Genomic DNA, 16,943 nt, shown 5'->3' on the forward strand with positions numbered 1-16,943 from the left:
TTCGCCTCTTATTTACAGCTTGGCCGGCATATCACTGGCATGTTTTTGTACGTACTGGGTCATCACGCGCAGCTGTTCCTGCGTCAGGGAGGTGCGTGGTGCCATGCCTTTGATTACCCCAATCCATTGGTTCGCGTTGAAGCGATCCAGCGCCGTCAAGCCGTGGCAGCCGGTGCAGTTGGCTGACATCATATCGGCGGCATAGCGCCATATTTTCTGTTGATCATCAACCAGTTGCTTCTTCGATAACCACACCTGAAGCGCGACCTGATGCCACACCAGTTGGGTTTCCGGGTCTGTCTGGGTGCTAAGGGTTTTCAGTGCTTTTTGCGCGTCGTCACCCAGTAAAACACTCAGGATGCGCTTGCCCTGGGCGGCATAGAATACCTCTGCTACGCCATCTTGCTGCCAGCCTTTAACATCCACCAACACCTGATCACCTTGCTGTTTCAGCACTTCAACTTGGGTCGATGGCATCAGATTACCGGCGTTATGGCTATCACTGGCGTTCATAAAGAACGGCTCAGTAGCGATGGTATAGAGCGTGGTGGCACTGGCGGGAGTTTGCGCGGCGGCGGTTGCCAGTTCAGCAGCACCCGCTTGGGTTACTTCACTCATATCCGGCAGGATGTGGGCGACACCTTTATGGCAGTCGATGCAGGTTTCACCTTTTTTAATCGCCACAGGATGCTGAATGCGCGCTTCAGCACTTTGCCCAGTGATATCCATGGCATCAAAACTGTGGCATGAGCGGCAGGTGGCGGAATCACTCTCTTTCAGTGTCTTCCAGACCGATTGGGCCATGGCAAGTTTATGAGCTTCATATTTCTCTGGTGTATCAATAGTGCCAGCCATTTCACCGTAGATATCTTTCACCGCGCGGATTTTGGTCCATAAATAGTCCAGTGGCTCATGGGGTACATGACAGTCAGCACATTCAGCACGGATGCCTTTGGTATTTTGAAAGTGGACACTTCCCTGATATTCAGCCAAGGGCTGTTGCATGGTGTGGCAGGAGACGCAGAACGCGGTGTCGCTGGTTTTATGGAGGACAGTAGCAGTACCTGCCAATAACGCCGCACCTATAATGATGCCGATCAGCAGTATCCATAACCATCCCCACCGGCGTCGTTTCACGAAGCCAGTCTGTTTTTTGCTCATAATTGCACCCACTGTAAATTATCTAATAATTATTGGTGAAACAGACGGATCAAATGCACTAATAGCTAAGATGCCAGATAATCTGCCAATAAAAACTTATCCAATAGCGATAAATCTATCCCATAATATAAGTAGGTCTATTGTAGGGCGATTTTCTACTGATGGCTAACCCGAATGGGGTATTTAGCAATATTAGTTCAGATTTGCTGAGTATAAATGCGAGGAATGAACGAATTTTTGCGACGCAGGGCAAATAACCAGCTGAAATTGCTGGTTATATGGTAAGTTATATAGCGCTGTTTTTTAGTCGTAAGTGCGGTAAAACTGCTGATTGAGCCATAAATCGATGGCGTGGCGGCTGGCTTCAAAATGCGGTTCAGGTAACTCCCGTGGATTACACCATAGCCATTGCTGACACTTATCCGGCTCTTTCAGCTCTGGCTGTCCACCGGGATGCTGCGCCAGTAAGCAGACCGAAACGGTATGTTTGCCCTCATCGCGCCAGGTGGCAATGTTATTGCACAGCGCGATAACATGCAGATTATTGATATTTAAGCCGGTTTCTTCGAAAATCTCGCGTGTCGCCGCCTGCTCAAATGACTCCCCAGCCTCCATATGACCACCGGGAATTGACCAGTAAGGGGCATGCTGACCGCAACGCTTACCCAACAGTACATCACCTTGTTGATTGACGATAATCACGCCAACACCGACCACAACAGACATCGTATTCACTCCCTATAAATGTGTATCAGCAACCATCAGCTAGTTTGGCCATTTCGCTGCTGACATAAACCTGTTCATAGCAAAAATGTGCGGGATGTCAAAAATCCATCAAGAATTAGAGCAGAAAACTTGCATATATTCTTAGCTGGAAACACACTCCTTGAAACGTTTCAGCGTTATCTCGTCACCAGATGATAAAGGGTAACGCTCCTGTTTCTCATTAAAGCTGAAACGATTCAACTTCAGCAGGAGAGGAGATATATGTTCCAATTATCGACGAAAGATATCCATCTGGCTGCACAAGCAGACAGTAAAAACGACGCTATCACTCAGGTGGCCGCGGCACTGACTCAAGCGGGTTGCGTGGCTGCCGCTTATGTTGATGGCATGTTGGCCCGCGAGCAGCAAACATCCACCTATCTGGGTAATGGTATCGCCATTCCACATGGTACCACTGATACCCGCGACTTAGTGCTGAACACCGGCGTACAGGTGTTCCAATTCCCGCAGGGCATCGCGTGGGGCGACGATCAAACCGCCTATATCGTGATTGGCATTGCGGCCCGTTCTGATGAGCATTTGGCCTTATTGCGCCAGTTAACCCACGTATTAAGTGATGATGCGGTGGCGGAGCAACTGGCCACCACTACCTCGGCTGAAGAGTTACGCAGTTTGCTGATGGGCGAGAAAAAAGCGGCTGAATTCCATTTCGACACCTCACTGATAGCCCTTGATGTGGCGGCGGATAACCTGATCACGCTGCAAGCGCTGAATGCCGGTCGTTTACAGCAAATCGGCGCAGTCGATGCCCGTTTTGTGAGTGATGTGATTACCCGTGCGCCACTGAATTTGGGGCAGGGTATCTGGTTGAGTGACAGCACCGAAGGCAATTTGGTCAGTGCTGCCACGGTAAGCCGCCCGGCGACTGCTTTCGAGCATCATGGCGAAAAAGTGGCTCTGCTGCTGACACTCTCGGTAGCTGATGATCAACCGCTGTCGGTGCTGAACTATCTCAGCGACCTGCTACTGGCGAAAAAAGCTGACCTGTTGCTGAACGCCGATGCTGCCGCGCTGCTGGCACTGCTGACCCGCGAGTATGTTGAGCAAAGCGAAGTCTTAAGCGCTGAATTTGTTATCCGTAACGAACACGGGTTACATGCGCGACCAGGGACGATTTTAGTCAATACAATCAAACAGTTTGCCAGTGAAATCACCGTGACCAACTTGGACGGCACCGGTAAACCCGCTAATGGACGTAGTCTGATGAAAGTAGTGGCTTTAGGGGTTAAAAAAGGCAATCGCCTGCGCTTTACCGCCAGCGGTGAAGATGCACAGGCAGCACTGGATGCCATTGGTGAAGCTATCGCCGCCGGTTTGGGCGAGGGGGCAGCATGAGCAGAAGAGTCGCCACCATCACACTGAATCCGGCTTACGATCTGGTGGGTTTTTGCCCTGAAATCGAACGTGGTGAAGTCAATCTGGTGAAAACCGCCGGTCTACATGCCGCAGGGAAAGGGATCAATGTTGCCAAGGTGCTGAAAGACTTGGGAATTGATGTCACCGTCGGCGGCTTCTTGGGTAAAGATAACCAAGATGGCTTCCAGCTGTTATTCAGTGAACTGGGTATCGCCAACCGTTTTCAGGTGGTGCCAGGCCGTACCCGCATTAACGTCAAACTGACGGAAAAAGATGGCGAAGTGACCGACTTTAACTTCTCCGGTTTTGAAGTGACCAAACCGGATTGGGATCGCTTCGTCAACGACTCATTGAGCTGGTTGGGGCAGTTCGACATGGTTGCGGTCAGCGGCAGTCTGCCCGCTGGCGTCAATCCAGATGACTTCACTGACTGGATGAAACGCCTGCGCTCCCAGTGCCCATGCATCATCTTCGACAGCAGCCGTGAAGCACTGGTCGCCGGGCTGAAAGCTTCACCATGGTTGGTGAAACCAAACCGCCGTGAGTTGGAAATTTGGGCCGGGCGCCCACTACCCGAACTGGGTGATGTGGTGGAGGCCGCGCACGCCTTGCGCGACCAAGGGATTGCCCATGTGGTTATCTCTCTCGGTGCGGAAGGGGCATTGTGGGTCAACGCCTCCGGTGCCTGGCTGGCAAAACCGCCGGCCTGTGAAGTGGTCAGCACTGTCGGTGCCGGTGACTCAATGGTAGGTGGCCTGATCTACGGATTATTAATGCGCGAGTCCAGCGAACACACGCTGCGTCTGGCGACAGCAGTCGCTGCTTTGGCCGTCAGTCAGAGCAATGTGGGTATTACGGATCGCCCGCAGTTAGCCGCCATGATGGCAAAAGTCGACCTGAAACCCTTTAATTAATCTCCGGAGGCGAAATGAAAACGCTACTAATAATAGACAGTTCGCTCGGGCAGGCCAGAGGCCACCTCGCGACACTGATGTTGGGTGCTGCGGCGGCAAAAGCAGGACTGAGCTGGGTTGAGAGTGCAGCTGATGCCGAGCTGGTGATTGTCGCTGGGCAATCAGCCCCGGCTGACAGTGCGCTGAACGGCAAAAAACTCTATATCGGTGATGTAGAAACAGCGGTACGCGATCCGGAGGCTTTCCTGGCCCAAGCCATTGCTCAGGCCAAACCCTATCAGGCGACTGTTGCAGCATCTGCGCCTGTTGCGGCCAACAGCGCGCCAAAACGTATCGTGGCAATTACTGCGTGCCCAACAGGGGTGGCGCACACCTTTATGGCAGCAGAAGCCATTGAAAGTGAAGCGAAAAAACGTGGCTGGTGGGTAAAAGTTGAAACCCGTGGCTCCGTGGGTGCAGGCAATACAATTACACCCGAAGAGGTGGCGGCGGCTGATCTGGTGATCGTGGCCGCTGATATTGAAGTGGATCTCGATAAGTTTGTCGGCAAACCGATGTATCGCACCACCACAGGTCTGGCGCTGAAGAAAACCGTGCAAGAGCTGGACAAAGCTCTGGTGGAAGCTGAGGTTTATCAGCCAAAAACCGGCAGCAGCACCAGCAGCAAGAAAACAGAAACTGGCGGCCCGTATCGCCACCTGTTGACCGGTGTCTCCTACATGCTGCCGATGGTGGTGGCGGGGGGCTTGTGTATCGCGCTCTCCTTTGTGTTCGGCATCAAAGCATTTGAAGTGAAAGGCACCCTGGCTGCCGCCTTGATGCAAATCGGTGGCGGTTCTGCATTTGCCCTGATGGTGCCAGTTTTGGCGGGCTTTATTGCCTTCTCCATTGCTGACCGCCCAGGTCTGACGCCGGGTTTGATTGGTGGTATGTTAGCCGTAAGCACTGGTGCGGGTTTCCTCGGTGGTATCATTGCCGGTTTCCTGGCAGGTTACGTCGCGAAAGCTATCAGCACTAGACTGCAATTACCGCAAAGTATGGAAGCGCTCAAACCGATATTGATCATCCCGCTAGTGGCGAGCTTGATTGTCGGTTTGGTGATGATTTATGTGGTCGGTACGCCGGTGGCAAAAATCATGACTGGCCTGACTGATTGGCTGCAATCCATGGGTACTGCGAATGCGGTGCTGCTGGGGGCTATCCTCGGTGCGATGATGTGTACCGACATGGGTGGGCCGGTCAACAAAGCGGCCTACGCCTTTGGTGTGGCGCTGCTTAGCTCTTCAGTTTATGCACCGATGGCAGCCATCATGGCGGCGGGGATGGTGCCACCGCTGGCAATGGGTCTGGCAACACTGTTGGCGCGTCATAAGTTCGACAAAGGTGAGCAGGAGGGGGGCAAAGCCGCGCTGGTTCTGGGTTTATGCTTTATCTCTGAAGGGGCGATCCCGTTTGCTGCCCGTGACCCAATGCGCGTCTTGCCGTGCTGTATCGCCGGTGGCGCACTGACAGGTGCACTCTCTATGGCATTCGGCGCACAACTGATGGCACCACATGGCGGCTTGTTCGTGCTGCTGATCCCAGGGGCTATCCATCCAGTGCTGTTATATCTGGTGGCTATTATTGCCGGTACTGTGTTGGCAGGTGGTACATACGCCATGCTGAAACGCCCTGATGACGTGGTGGCGAAAGTCGCGTAACACTCTATTCAGTTAGCGCATTATTCAGTTAGCGCAGTTTAGGTAGAGATAAAAAAACCGGCCTCAAGTGCCGGTTTTTTCATGTGTGCCGGGCATGCTCAGCAGCTCGGGGGTGAAAGTCCCCTGTCCAGCCTGATGGTGGCGAAGGACTAGTGAAGCGCAAGGGCGTCGTCGTGAGGCGGGGTCTGAAGGAAGCGTGGAGCAAAACCATGACCTGACGGACAGAAACCCGATATAAGGCCTACCCGACTGGCGGAGCAAGCATGTGATTGCGAAGGCCATAACCATCAAGAGCCGGGGTGGTAGATTGGGCAGGTGTGTGGTGAAAGCGGCTGAGCTTACCCCGGGAGGCCTGTCCGGCGTTCTGTATTCAGAACTGAGTGCATCGTAAGGTGCGCTGACCGGTGGACAGGAGTCAGCAGAGGGCATAGTAGGACGTGACGTCTGAAGGCCCGAACGGTAATGAGTGACGAGTATCAGCGGAGGTTCTGAACGGTCATGCAGCAGAAAACGCATCGCGGCCCTGAAGCCCGAAGAAGGGGTGAAGCCCCGGACGCCGGTTCCCGGGGGGCTGAAACCGGGCAGGCACCGACGACCAGAGAAAGTCCGTCGTCAACAGCGTGGCTGATGGAAGCCATCTGTGAACCCGTCAATCTCAGGCAAGCCCTGAAAAGAGTGAAGGCCAATAAAGGTGCGGCGGGAGCCGACGGCATGAGCGTAAGCGAACTGCCGGAGTACCTGAAACACCACTGGCCCGAACTGAAAGCGCAACTGCTGTCCGGCAGCTATCGCCCATCCCCTGTAAGAAGAGTGACCATCCCGAAACCCTGCGGCGGCGAACGTCTGCTGGGTATCCCGACGGTGGTGGATCGTTTTATCCAGCAGGCGATGATGCAGGTGTTGCAGATGCAGTGGGATGCGTCGTTCAGCGACAGCAGCTACGGGTTCCGCCCCGGGCGCTCTGCCCATCAGGCTGTGAAACAGGCTCATGAATATATTGGGTCCGGGTATCACTGGGTGGTCGATCTCGATCTGGAGAAGTTCTTCGACCGGGTGAACCACGATGTACTGATGAGCCGGATAGCGAAACGGGTGTCGGATAAACGGGTGCTGTCACTTATCCGCAGGTTCCTGAATGCAGGCGTGATGGAAGCCGGTCTGGTAAGGCCGGTGACAGAAGGGACGCCGCAGGGCGGCCCGCTGTCGCCGTTGTTATCGAATCTGCTGCTGGATGACTTCGATAAGGAACTGGAGAAACGCGGCCTGAAGTTCGCCCGTTATGCAGACGACTGTAATGTGTATGTGAAAAGCGAACGTGCAGGCAATCGTGTGATGGCGGGGCTGACGCACTGGCTGAGCCGTAAACTGAAGCTGAAGGTGAATGCGAAAAAGAGCGCAGTGGCGCATCCGGAGTCGCGTAAGTTCCTGGGTTACAGCTTCATAAGGGGCAGGAAAGTGTGGTGCGTGGTGTCGCCGGGATCGGTGAAGCGGTTCAAAACGCGGATAAGGGAACTGACGGGACGTAACACGGGCAGAAGCCTGGAGCAGCTAATCGAGCCGTTAAAGCGATATATGACGGGCTGGAAAAGCTACTACAGGCTGAACGAGTGGCCATCGCTGATAAGAGAGCTGAACGGGTGGATAAGGCGCAGGCTGCGGAGTGTCCTCTGGAAACAGTGGAAAACGGGCGGCAAGCGTTATAAAGAGCTGCACAATCGCGGGGTTAGCAAAGACCTCTCGGCGCAGACGGTGGGAAGTTGCCATAAACAGTGGCGGGTGAGCTGTAGCCCGGCGCTGAACATAGCACTTCCCAATAACCTGTTCGTCAGACTGGGCCTGCCAGAGTTATAGGAAGGCGACGATCAACATAACCGAACCGCCGTATACGGACCCGTATGTACGGTGGTGTGGGAGGAGGCTGGTTGTGAGATCAGCCCCTATCCCGATTTTGACTCAAGCAGTTGCCTCAATCGTATTGGCTAAACTTCAGCTTGCGACTTCAACCAGGCTATCTCTTCGGCCCAAATATCCATATTCACCGTTTCCAGAATGAGCGGAATATTATCAAAACGCGCATCGCGCATAATATAGCTGAATACGGTTTTGCCGATATTACCCTCACCGAGGCTATGATGGCGGTCGACACGGCTGTTAAATTCGCTTTTCGCATCATTAAGATGCATACCGCGCAGATACTGAAAACCGACGATATCACCGAGCTGCTTGAAGGTGTGCTCGCAATCGGCTTCGGTACGTAAATCATAACCAGCGGCGAAAGCATGGCAGGTATCAATACAGACGCCAACCCGGCTTTTATCTTCTACGCCGTCAATGATGGCGGCCAGATGTTCGAACTTAAAGCCCAGATTACTGCCCTGTCCGGCGGTATTTTCGATCACCGCCGTGACACCCTCACTGGCATCCAGCGCGATATTGATTGATTCGGCAATGCGCGCCAGACACTTATCTTCATCAATTTGCAGTAAATGGCTGCCGGGGTGGAAGTTCAGTAGTGACAACCCCAGTTGCTGGCAGCGGGCCATTTCGTCAATAAAGGCTTCGCGAGATTTCTCTAGCGCCTCAATGACCGGATGGCCAAGGTTAATCAGATAGCTGTCGTGCGGCAAAATTTGAGCCGAAGTGTAGCCATATTGCTCACAAGCTAGCTTAAACTTCTCAATAACATCTTCCGCTAGTGGGGCTGCGCGCCATTGGCGCTGATTCTTGGTAAACAGGGCAAAGGCGGTGGCCTCAAGCTCATGCGCCCGAATCACCGCCTGGTCTACGCCCCCCGCGGCACTGACGTGTGCTCCGACAAATTTCATTCCATTCTCCTTTGGTAACCGAGCCATTATGGCATTGATAGCGGAATGATTGAATGGTGGAAGCGGAGAGAAAAGAGAAGGGCCGCTTGATGCAGCCCTTGGTGACACTATTTTATGCCGCGATATGCTGAACCAGTAAGTTGATGCCTGTCCCGCCAACCAACAGCCAGACAAACAGCAGCAGGGCCAGTAACAGTGGTTTAACCCCCGCCTGACGAATGGAGCCAATATGGGTGGTTAGCCCCAGTGCCGCCATCGCCATTGCCAACAAAATGGTATCCAGTGTAATCAGATGGTTGACCCAGGCTGCGGGCAGCAGATTGAGTGAGTTAAAACCGGCCATCAGAATAAATATCACCGCAAACCAAGGAATGGTGATGGCACTTTTCTCACGTTTTTCCCCGCTGGTTTTTAGGCTGCTACGCCCCAGATAGGCGGAAAGTAACAGCAAGAATGGTGCTAACATCATCACCCGGATCATTTTGGTGATAACTGCCGCATTTTCAGCATCAGGGCCAATGGCATGTCCGGCAGCTACCACCTGCGCCACTTCGTGGATCGTCGAACCGGCAAAGATACCAAAGGTCTCCTGACTCCATGGTAGCCACTGGTAATGTAGGTTTAGCTGATACAGCCATGGGTAAACAAAGATAGCCAGCGTACCGAAAATTACCACCGTGGCGACGGCAACCGCCACTTTGCTGGCGTCAGCTTTCAGCACCGGCTCGGTGGCCATAATGGCGGCGGCACCACAAATACTGCTACCAGCACCAATCAACATCACTGTTTGCTGATCCAAGCCGAAAACACGTTTACCCAGCCAACACGCCAGGATAAAGGTAGAGCTTAGGGTTAACAGGTCAATGAGCATACCGGTCGCGCCGACATCAGCGACTTGCTGGAAGGTCAAGCGGAAGCCGTACAAAATGATCCCCAATCGCAGCAAGTGCTGTTTGGCGAGCAGCACGCCGTCAGCACAAACGGGTTGCACCCACGGGTAGAGTGTATTGCCGACGACGATACCAAATATGATAGCCAACGTCAGGGCGCCGAGGCCCATATCGATAAACCACGGCATATCACCCACGGTAAGCGCCAACCCAGTCATCACACCGGTTAACACCAAACCCGGAAGATAGCGGGGCAGGGTAAACTGCTGTGGTCGAGGGAGTTCTTTGCTATGAGAAGTTGCCATGTTTTATATCCTATTGCCTGTAAAGATTGTGGGTAGTTTAACGACTTTGGCAATAATAGATAAATTCATTATATATTTATAATTAATCGATATAAGTGGTAAGTGGGAATTAGGCCCGAGTCAAGGCCAGGAGCACGGCTATCGGTGAGTCAGGCATACGAAAATAGGTATGCCTGATAATACATTTAGCGGGATGTTGGCTGAGCAGCTTGCATGGTTACAGTGGGGGTAGTGTCACTATTTGGATTCTGGGCTGAGCCAAGAACACAAGTCTCAAAATCCTCCGCCATCATACATTCCGACTGACACTCCTCCGGACTTTCGCCTGCGAGTTCACATGCACTGGCATAGGTAGGAATGGTTGCCGTGGCTAAAAAAAGCAGCAAATACTTAATGGTGTTATTCATAATTAATACCTCGCTAATTGAAATTCATCCATAGATTTCAGATGCGAATAGCTATTGCTAATACACTAATAAATAAAACAATTAATAATATTGGTGCGGGGATATACGATAACTTATCACATCATGGAAAAGAGTATGTCTATAAAACGAGCTGCACAATGAGTTAATATGCGTATTAATTTGTCTAAATCATCGGAATAAGTAATGGATATTAGGTGTAATAAGGTTACCGTTAGTCGGTAGTAATATTATTAATTATGTTATTACTTTGCTGGCATCCTCAGCATATAAACAACTATGCCCCATTTTAATCCGTTTAAGACTGAACGCGGTATCCCGCTTTGCTAAACCTTCAGTTATCTATTGACTATCTGGTTGATTTTAAAGATGGTTATCAGTACGGTTGCCGCAGTTGCTTACTCTATTTTCTTTCACTCAGATGATAACAAATAACCCTCTTTCCGCTTAATTTCCTGCACCGATAACCTGCCGATTTTGCTTAAAGGTGTTAGTCTTATACGGTAATTGAGGCTATAGGCTTTTTCGTCAGTGATGGTATTGACAACTAATAAGTTAGCTCGGTTCATCCAGTAACTGACGAGCAGAGTGATGATAGCGTCCTCCATTTTTTACTACAGAGACCGTTATGCACATAACCTTACGTCAACTTGAAGTCTTTACTGAGGTGCTGAAAAGCGGCTCTACGACCCAAGCCTCGGTTGTGCTCGCGCTTTCACAATCAGCAGTCAGCGCTGCCTTGGCGGATTTGGAAGGGCAATTGGGGGTGCAACTGTTTGATAGGGTCGGTAAGCGGTTGGTTACCAATGAACATGGGCGTTTACTTTACCCCAAAGCATTGGCACTACTCGACCAGACAATGGAAATAGAACAGCTTTTTTTGCAGGATCTGGGGGCATTACGTATCGCCGCCAGCAGTACCATTGGCAATTATATGTTACCGGGCATGATTGCTAAGTATCGGCGCGATTTCCCCGGCACACCTCTGGAGCTGAATATCGGCAACAGTCAGGATGTGATTGAGGCGGTGGCTGATTTTCGCGGTGATCTGGGGCTGATTGAGGGGCCGTGTCATATGCCGGAGTTGATGACACAAGCCTGGCTACAAGATGAGCTGGTGGTCTTTGCCGCGCCGGATAATCCGCTGTGCCACAAAATGCTGACACTGGATGAGCTAGCGAGTGCAGACTGGATCTTACGTGAACGCGGCTCAGGCACCCGTGAAGTGCTGGATCACCTGCTATTGGCGAAATTGCCGCACTTTAAATTGGTCATGGAGCTGGGTAATTCGGAGGCGATTAAGCGGGCAGTACGTTATGGCATGGGCATCAGTTGCCTGTCGCGCAGGGTGATAGCCGATCAACTTGCCAATGGCGAATTGATTGAGCTGAATATCCCGCTACCCACACTGGTGCGTACCTTATACTTGATTCACCATCGGCAAAAACACATCTCTAACGCCTTGCAGCGTTTCCTGAGTTATTGCCAGGAAGAGCACTGAGCGGCGTAGATGAGCCGCAAGCGAATGACTCGTGTCGGCCCGCGGATTTTAAGTGTTTTACACCAGCTCTGCGGGTTATTGCGGCAAGAAAAACCTACGGCTAACTGTTTTTACTGGCAATCGCGCTTTTGCTAATAATTGCGCTGGGATCATGAAGGTATCTTATATCAGTGCATTGTTACTATCCGAGCGGGTGGGATTTGTTACAATCCCGCCTTATTTTTTAAGGGTGGATTAGGGTAATAATGACTCAGCAAAATACTAAAACCCCAGTGCCGCAGGGCGCACAGCGTCTGCGACGAGAGTTAAAATCGCGGCATTTAGCCATGATTGCTATCGGCGGATCTATTGGTACCGGCTTATTTGTTGCCTCTGGGGCAACAGTATCGCAAGCAGGCCCAGGGGGCGCACTGCTCTCCTATGCATTGATTGGCCTGATGGTTTACTTCCTGATGACCAGCCTTGGTGAATTAGCGGCATTTATGCCCGTTTCCGGCTCATTTTCAACTTACGGCTCCAAATATGTTGAGGAGGGCTTCGGCTTCGCCCTCGGCTGGAACTACTGGTACAACTGGGCGGTCACTATCGCCGTTGACCTGGTCGCCGCACAATTGGTGATGAATTACTGGTTCCCCGATGCCCCCGGTTGGATCTGGAGTGCGCTATTCCTCGGGCTGATGTTCTTGCTGAACTACATCTCAGTCAAAGGTTTTGGCGAAGCGGAATACTGGTTCTCCCTGATTAAAGTGGTCACGGTTGTGGTCTTCATCATTATTGGTGTGATGATGATAAGCGGCATCATGAAAGGGGGCGAAAGTGCAGGTTGGCACAACTGGACGATAGGTGATGCCCCGTTTGCGGGTGGATTCTCTGCGATGATTGGGGTGGCGATGATTGTCGGTTTCTCCTTCCAGGGGACGGAACTGATCGGTATTGCCGCCGGTGAATCAAAAGATCCGGGCAAAAACATTCCTCGTGCCGTGCGTAAAGTATTCTGGCGTATTCTGCTGTTCTATATCTTCGCTATTTTGATTATCAGCCTGATTATTCCGTATACCGACCCAAGTCTGTTACGTAATGACGTTAAAGATATCAGTGTCAGCCCATTCACCTTGGTGTTCCAGAACGCGGGCCTGTTGTCAGCGGCGGCAGTGATGAATGCGGTTATCCTGACGGCGGTACTCTCTGCCGGTAACTCTGGCATGTACGCCTCGACCCGCATGCTGTTTACCTTAGCCTCCGAAGGTAAAGCGCCACGGATTTTTGCTAAACTGTCTAAGGGCGGTGTGCCGCGTAATGCCCTGTATGCCACTACCGTAGTTGCGGGGTTATGCTTCCTCAGCTCAATGTTTGGTAACCAAACCGTCTATCTATGGTTGCTAAATACCTCAGGGATGACCGGCTTTATCGCCTGGTTAGGTATTGCTATCAGCCACTATCGTTTCCGCCGTGGCTATATGATCCAGGGTCGTGATTTGAACGATTTGCCGTATCAGTCCGGTTTCTTCCCGCTGGGGCCGATTTTTGCCTTTGTGCTCTGCTTGATCATTACCTTGGGGCAGAACTATCAGGCATTCCTGCAAGACCGCATTGACTGGTATGGCGTCACCGCCACCTATATCGGCATTCCATTGTTCCTGGTGATTTGGTTCGGCTACAAGCTGACCCGTGGCACTAAGGTTATCAAATATAAAGAGATGGAATTCCCGAAATGGCGTGATGATAGTGAAGATTATCAGGAGCCGAAAAAAACGGTGTGACCTCTGACTAAATAGGATCTGGTGGTCAATAAACTGTTGTAGTGATGAAGGGCGATATTTGTATCGCCCTTTTTTACGGCGGCAATCTGCTTGTTATTTAAGCGATATGTCAGTCGGTCGGGCCATCAATAGCCAAAAAATTTCTCTGATATACCCCACTCTCCCGACCAAATTTTGGCCTGCTGGGCCGCGCCAATTAAATTACATTATAAAATATAGGGTTACATATAATTATACGCAGTCAATTACACCAATCTTATTGATAATTATTATCGTTTGATTTATTGTTAGCACCATATTGAATTCGTCGTTCCCCTCCTGTCGAGCCAAATGGACAGTGATTGGAGGCTGGGAACCAGCAACGAAAACATGAGTTTTAAGCAGTAATAATGGCTCGTAACAGGTAACGGAATAATGAGTATAACCACAGAATCCATGACCAAAACATCCAGCGGGGCTGATGTTGATGTGATGGGGCGCTATAAGAGCATGGCGCGGGCATCATGGAGCAAATTGGGCGTCATGTTGGCGGTGTTTGCCCTGATGTTACCACTGTCGATGATGAGTTCGTGGAGGCTGACGGCGTTGCGTTTAGGTGAAGATCGGGCGATCAGTTTTGGTATCGATGTTCGCCGCCTACGGCTAGGAACATTGTTACGTATCAGCATGTTATCGGCACTGGCGGTGGCCTTTGTTGTCGGACTGGTGGCACCACATATTGCGCGCATGATGTTTGGTGAGCAAGGAGACGCGCAAACGCAATATTATTACCGTGGTTGTGGTGCATGACATCAATATCGCCTTGCGCCATGGCGACCATGTACTGATGTTACAAAATGGCACCTTGATTGCGGATGGTCGACCGGAAGAGGTGATTACACCGCAGAGTCTGGCCAAAGTGTATGGAGTGAAAGGGCGTATTGAGCGCTGCTCGCAAGGCACTGCGCAAGTATTAATTGATGGATTGATAACGGAACCCCAATAGCCTTGGGTCTATTTCGACAGTAATAGGTTTCACATAATAATAATTAAGCATTAGGCAGTAATAGTTGGAAGCGCTATTTCTGCTGTGGTGAGCTATTGCCGAAATTTATAAAAATAACTTTCACCTGCCCGACAGGCGGCATCGTTATATGCAAAAAGAACCTGACGGAAAGGCTCTGAGTAAATTTATACCTCATGGAGAACGTGTAATGAATAAGGTAAATCAGGCTTTTAGGAAAACAAAATCTGCGGCATTAGTCATCGCTGCAATTATCTCTTCTCAGGCACATGCTGCCGAAACTAATTTCTCTGAAACAAAGAGTACACCTACAGATACTATTGTGGTTACAGCATCAGGTTTCCAGCAACGTATTCAAGACTCGGCGGCGTCTATTTCTGTGGTAACCCGCGAGCAAATCGAAAATAAAGCCTATACCGATATTACCGATGCGCTGAAAGATGTTCCCGGCGTCGTGGTAACAGGCGGCGGCAGCCACAGCGATATCAGTATTCGTGGGATGGCGGCGAAATACACCTTAATTCTGGTGGATGGTAAACGTGTGGATACCCGTGGGACACGGCCAAACAGTGATGGTTCAGGTATCGAGCAAGGCTGGTTGCCACCACTGGCTGCCATTGAGCGCATTGAGGTGGTTCGCGGGCCGATGTCCTCACTATATGGCTCGGATGCTATGGGCGGCGTGATTAACGTGATCACTCGCAAAGTGGGTAAAGAGTGGCACGGAACAGTGCGCGCTGATGCCACTTTGCAGGAAGACTCTAAATCCGGTGATATATTCCAGACTAATGCCTATGCCTCCGGCCCATTAATTGATGGCTTACTGGGATTAAAAGTTAGCGGCCTGCTCTCTCATCGTAGCGAAGATAAAATCGTCGATGGTTATAATGAGCAGCGCCTAAGAAATGGTGCGGCGACATTTACCCTGACACCCGACGATAAAAATGAATTTGATTTTGATATTGGCCACTATGTGCAAGACCGTAATTCAACGGCAGGGCGCTCAGTGGCATTAAATGGTAAAAGTAGTGATGTGCAGTATGACCGCAATAATTATGCGATTACTCATCACGGCTATTATGATTTTGGTAACTCAACCAGCTATGTTCAGCGCGATGAAACCCGTAATCCATCACGGGAAATGAAAAGTGTCGATAATATCTTTAATACCCAGACCTCATTCCTGCTGGATAATCACACCCTTATTCTGGGCGGTCAATATCGCTATGAAGAGCTAAATGACACCGGTAACCAATTAGCCTCGGCCAAAGATTTAACCAAATTAACCCGCTGGAGCTGGGCACTGTTTGCTGAAGATGAGTGGCAGATGACCAATGATTTCGCTCTGACCGGCGGCGTTCGCATGGATCAGGATGAAAACTATGGCACCCACTGGACGCCACGGTTATACGGCGTTTGGCATTTGGCAGAGCAATGGACATTAAAGGGTGGGGTATCGGGAGGTTATCGTTCACCGGATCTACGTCAGGCCACCGAAAACTGGGGGCAGATCACCGGGGGCCGTGGCGATCCAGCCATTATTATCGGTAATGCCAACCTGAAACCAGAACGCAGCATCAGTCAGGAGATAGGTATTCTCTGGGATGATCAGGAGGGTATGAATGCGGGTGTGACGCTGTTTAATACTGATTTCAAAGATAAAATTACCGAGGTGCGCCGTTGCACCGACACCACAGGTAAGGCGTCGGGTCAATGTATGATCAATGGCGCCTCATATAAATTTATCAGTGACCGCACCAACGTCGACAAAGCCATTACTCGTGGTGTGGAAGCCACTTTCGGTTGGGATATTAACCAAGAGTGGTCACTGACCTCCAACTACACCTTTACCCAATCTGAGCAGAAGAGCGGGCAGTTTGCCGGCCAACCACTGAATCAGATGCCGAAACACATGCTAAATGGCACCCTAAACTGGCAGGCAAGTGAAGCACTGGCAACCTGGGTGCGCGCTAACTACCGAGGTAAAACCTCTGAGTACCTCAATCGCACCAGTATCGGCGGCAGTACGCCATCCTATACATTTGTCGATTTAGGCGCTAACTATCAGCTCACGAAAGAGTTCCGCCTAATGGGTGGGGTCTATAACGTACTGGATAAACGTGTGGATATTGAAGTAAATGACAAGGTGTTGGATGGTCGTCGGTATATGGTGGGGGCCAGCTACGATTTCTAATCCTCTTCGTCCTTGAAGCCGCAGGGGTGTTAGCTGCGCTCACTTACCCGAATCACTTACTTGAGTAAGCTCATCGGGATGCGTTCGCTGGCTGCCTACCTGCGACTCCAATGACTTTGAGGA

General features: G+C 51.1%; 12 protein-coding genes and 2 pseudogenes. 9 read left to right on the forward strand and 5 right to left on the reverse strand.

Going from position 1 to position 16,943, the window contains the following annotated elements; translation table 11 throughout:
• Positions 1-12 precede the first annotated feature (12 nt).
• Together FFE93_RS07525 and FFE93_RS07530 are read right to left on the reverse strand one after the other, a co-directional pair.
• Entirely contained in the window at positions 13-1,161 is a 1,149-nt protein-coding gene (locus tag FFE93_RS07525) for a NapC/NirT family cytochrome c (RefSeq protein WP_138775000.1), read from the reverse strand.
• Positions 1,162-1,464: 303 nt separating this feature from the next.
• Entirely contained in the window at positions 1,465-1,887 is a 423-nt protein-coding gene (locus tag FFE93_RS07530) for a nucleotide triphosphate diphosphatase NUDT15 (RefSeq protein WP_005274499.1), read from the reverse strand.
• A 261-nt stretch (positions 1,888-2,148) separates the two neighbouring features.
• Here FFE93_RS07530 and fruB point away from each other — a divergent pair, with 261 nt between their 5' ends.
• The 4 genes from fruB to ltrA all read left to right on the forward strand — a co-directional run bounded on the left by fruB (position 2,149) and on the right by ltrA (position 7,768).
• The gene (fruB, locus tag FFE93_RS07535) at positions 2,149-3,282 is read left to right on the forward strand and encodes a fused PTS fructose transporter subunit IIA/HPr protein (protein WP_138775001.1); all 1,134 of its coding nucleotides are present in this window, start codon (positions 2,149-2,151) and stop codon (positions 3,280-3,282) included.
• Positions 3,279-4,217: a 1-phosphofructokinase gene (fruK, locus tag FFE93_RS07540; RefSeq protein WP_032819407.1), complete on the forward strand. Its 939-nt coding sequence runs from the start codon at positions 3,279-3,281 to the stop codon at positions 4,215-4,217. Before fruB ends, fruK begins: the two co-directional genes overlap by 4 nt.
• 14 nt (positions 4,218-4,231) lie before the next feature.
• Positions 4,232-5,917, forward strand: coding sequence for a PTS fructose transporter subunit IIBC (gene fruA / locus FFE93_RS07545; RefSeq protein WP_005274509.1), 1,686 nt, complete (start codon positions 4,232-4,234; stop codon positions 5,915-5,917).
• 627 nt (positions 5,918-6,544) lie between these two features.
• Positions 6,545-7,768: a group II intron reverse transcriptase/maturase gene (gene ltrA, locus FFE93_RS07550; protein ID WP_261368997.1), complete on the forward strand. Its 1,224-nt coding sequence runs from the start codon at positions 6,545-6,547 to the stop codon at positions 7,766-7,768.
• A gap of 128 nt (positions 7,769-7,896) precedes the next feature.
• Here ltrA and nfo read toward each other — a convergent pair whose 3' ends face one another.
• The 3 genes from nfo to FFE93_RS07565 all read right to left on the reverse strand — a co-directional run bounded on the left by nfo (position 7,897) and on the right by FFE93_RS07565 (position 10,344).
• Positions 7,897-8,742 carry a deoxyribonuclease IV gene (gene nfo / locus FFE93_RS07555; RefSeq protein ID WP_049601498.1) on the reverse strand — a complete coding sequence of 282 codons (846 nt, stop codon included), beginning with the start codon at positions 8,740-8,742 and terminating at the stop codon, positions 7,897-7,899.
• Positions 8,743-8,854: 112 nt separating this feature from the next.
• Complete coding sequence (locus tag FFE93_RS07560; RefSeq protein ID WP_032897943.1) at positions 8,855-9,937, reverse strand: YeiH family protein; 1,083 nt, start codon at positions 9,935-9,937, stop codon at positions 8,855-8,857.
• A 185-nt stretch (positions 9,938-10,122) separates the two neighbouring features.
• The gene (locus FFE93_RS07565; RefSeq protein ID WP_032897944.1) at positions 10,123-10,344 is read right to left on the reverse strand and encodes a hypothetical protein; all 222 of its coding nucleotides are present in this window, start codon (positions 10,342-10,344) and stop codon (positions 10,123-10,125) included.
• Positions 10,345-10,990: 646 nt separating this feature from the next.
• On the opposite strand from FFE93_RS07565, the gene yieE reads away from it, so the two are divergent.
• The 5 genes and pseudogenes from yieE to FFE93_RS07590 all read left to right on the forward strand — a co-directional run bounded on the left by yieE (position 10,991) and on the right by FFE93_RS07590 (position 16,820).
• Positions 10,991-11,863: a DNA-binding transcriptional regulator YeiE gene (gene yieE / locus FFE93_RS07570; protein ID WP_005274521.1), complete on the forward strand. Its 873-nt coding sequence runs from the start codon at positions 10,991-10,993 to the stop codon at positions 11,861-11,863.
• Positions 11,864-12,108: 245 nt separating this feature from the next.
• Entirely contained in the window at positions 12,109-13,623 is a 1,515-nt protein-coding gene (locus FFE93_RS07575) for an amino acid permease (protein WP_005274524.1), read from the forward strand.
• 486 nt (positions 13,624-14,109) lie between these two features.
• Positions 14,110-14,364, forward strand: a pseudogene (locus tag FFE93_RS07580) (iron chelate uptake ABC transporter family permease subunit); the annotation flags it as partial.
• Positions 14,357-14,608: pseudogene (locus FFE93_RS07585) on the forward strand (ABC transporter ATP-binding protein); the annotation flags it as partial. The pseudogenes FFE93_RS07580 and FFE93_RS07585, both read left to right, overlap by 8 nt.
• A 208-nt stretch (positions 14,609-14,816) precedes the next feature.
• The gene (locus FFE93_RS07590) at positions 14,817-16,820 is read left to right on the forward strand and encodes a ligand-gated channel protein (protein ID WP_005274535.1); all 2,004 of its coding nucleotides are present in this window, start codon (positions 14,817-14,819) and stop codon (positions 16,818-16,820) included.
• Positions 16,821-16,943: the final 123 nt, after the last annotated feature.

It is taken from the genome of Yersinia sp. KBS0713, from assembly GCF_005937895.2.
Taxonomy (GTDB): Bacteria; Pseudomonadota; Gammaproteobacteria; order Enterobacterales; family Enterobacteriaceae; genus Yersinia; species Yersinia bercovieri.

Coding starts and splice junctions, on each gene's coding strand:
- FFE93_RS07560 (WP_032897943.1), bottom strand. CDS start 9,937: ATGGCAACTTCTCATAGCAAAGAACTCCCTCGACCACAGCAGTTTACC.
- FFE93_RS07590 (WP_005274535.1), top strand. CDS start 14,817: ATGAATAAGGTAAATCAGGCTTTTAGGAAAACAAAATCTGCGGCATTA.
- fruK (WP_032819407.1), top strand. CDS start 3,279: ATGAGCAGAAGAGTCGCCACCATCACACTGAATCCGGCTTACGATCTG.
- fruB (WP_138775001.1), top strand. CDS start 2,149: ATGTTCCAATTATCGACGAAAGATATCCATCTGGCTGCACAAGCAGAC.
- FFE93_RS07530 (WP_005274499.1), bottom strand. CDS start 1,887: ATGTCTGTTGTGGTCGGTGTTGGCGTGATTATCGTCAATCAACAAGGT.
- FFE93_RS07565 (WP_032897944.1), bottom strand. CDS start 10,344: ATGAATAACACCATTAAGTATTTGCTGCTTTTTTTAGCCACGGCAACC.
- ltrA (WP_261368997.1), top strand. CDS start 6,545: ATGGAAGCCATCTGTGAACCCGTCAATCTCAGGCAAGCCCTGAAAAGA.
- yieE (WP_005274521.1), top strand. CDS start 10,991: ATGCACATAACCTTACGTCAACTTGAAGTCTTTACTGAGGTGCTGAAA.
- fruA (WP_005274509.1), top strand. CDS start 4,232: ATGAAAACGCTACTAATAATAGACAGTTCGCTCGGGCAGGCCAGAGGC.
- FFE93_RS07525 (WP_138775000.1), bottom strand. CDS start 1,161: ATGAGCAAAAAACAGACTGGCTTCGTGAAACGACGCCGGTGGGGATGG.
- FFE93_RS07575 (WP_005274524.1), top strand. CDS start 12,109: ATGACTCAGCAAAATACTAAAACCCCAGTGCCGCAGGGCGCACAGCGT.
- nfo (WP_049601498.1), bottom strand. CDS start 8,742: ATGAAATTTGTCGGAGCACACGTCAGTGCCGCGGGGGGCGTAGACCAG.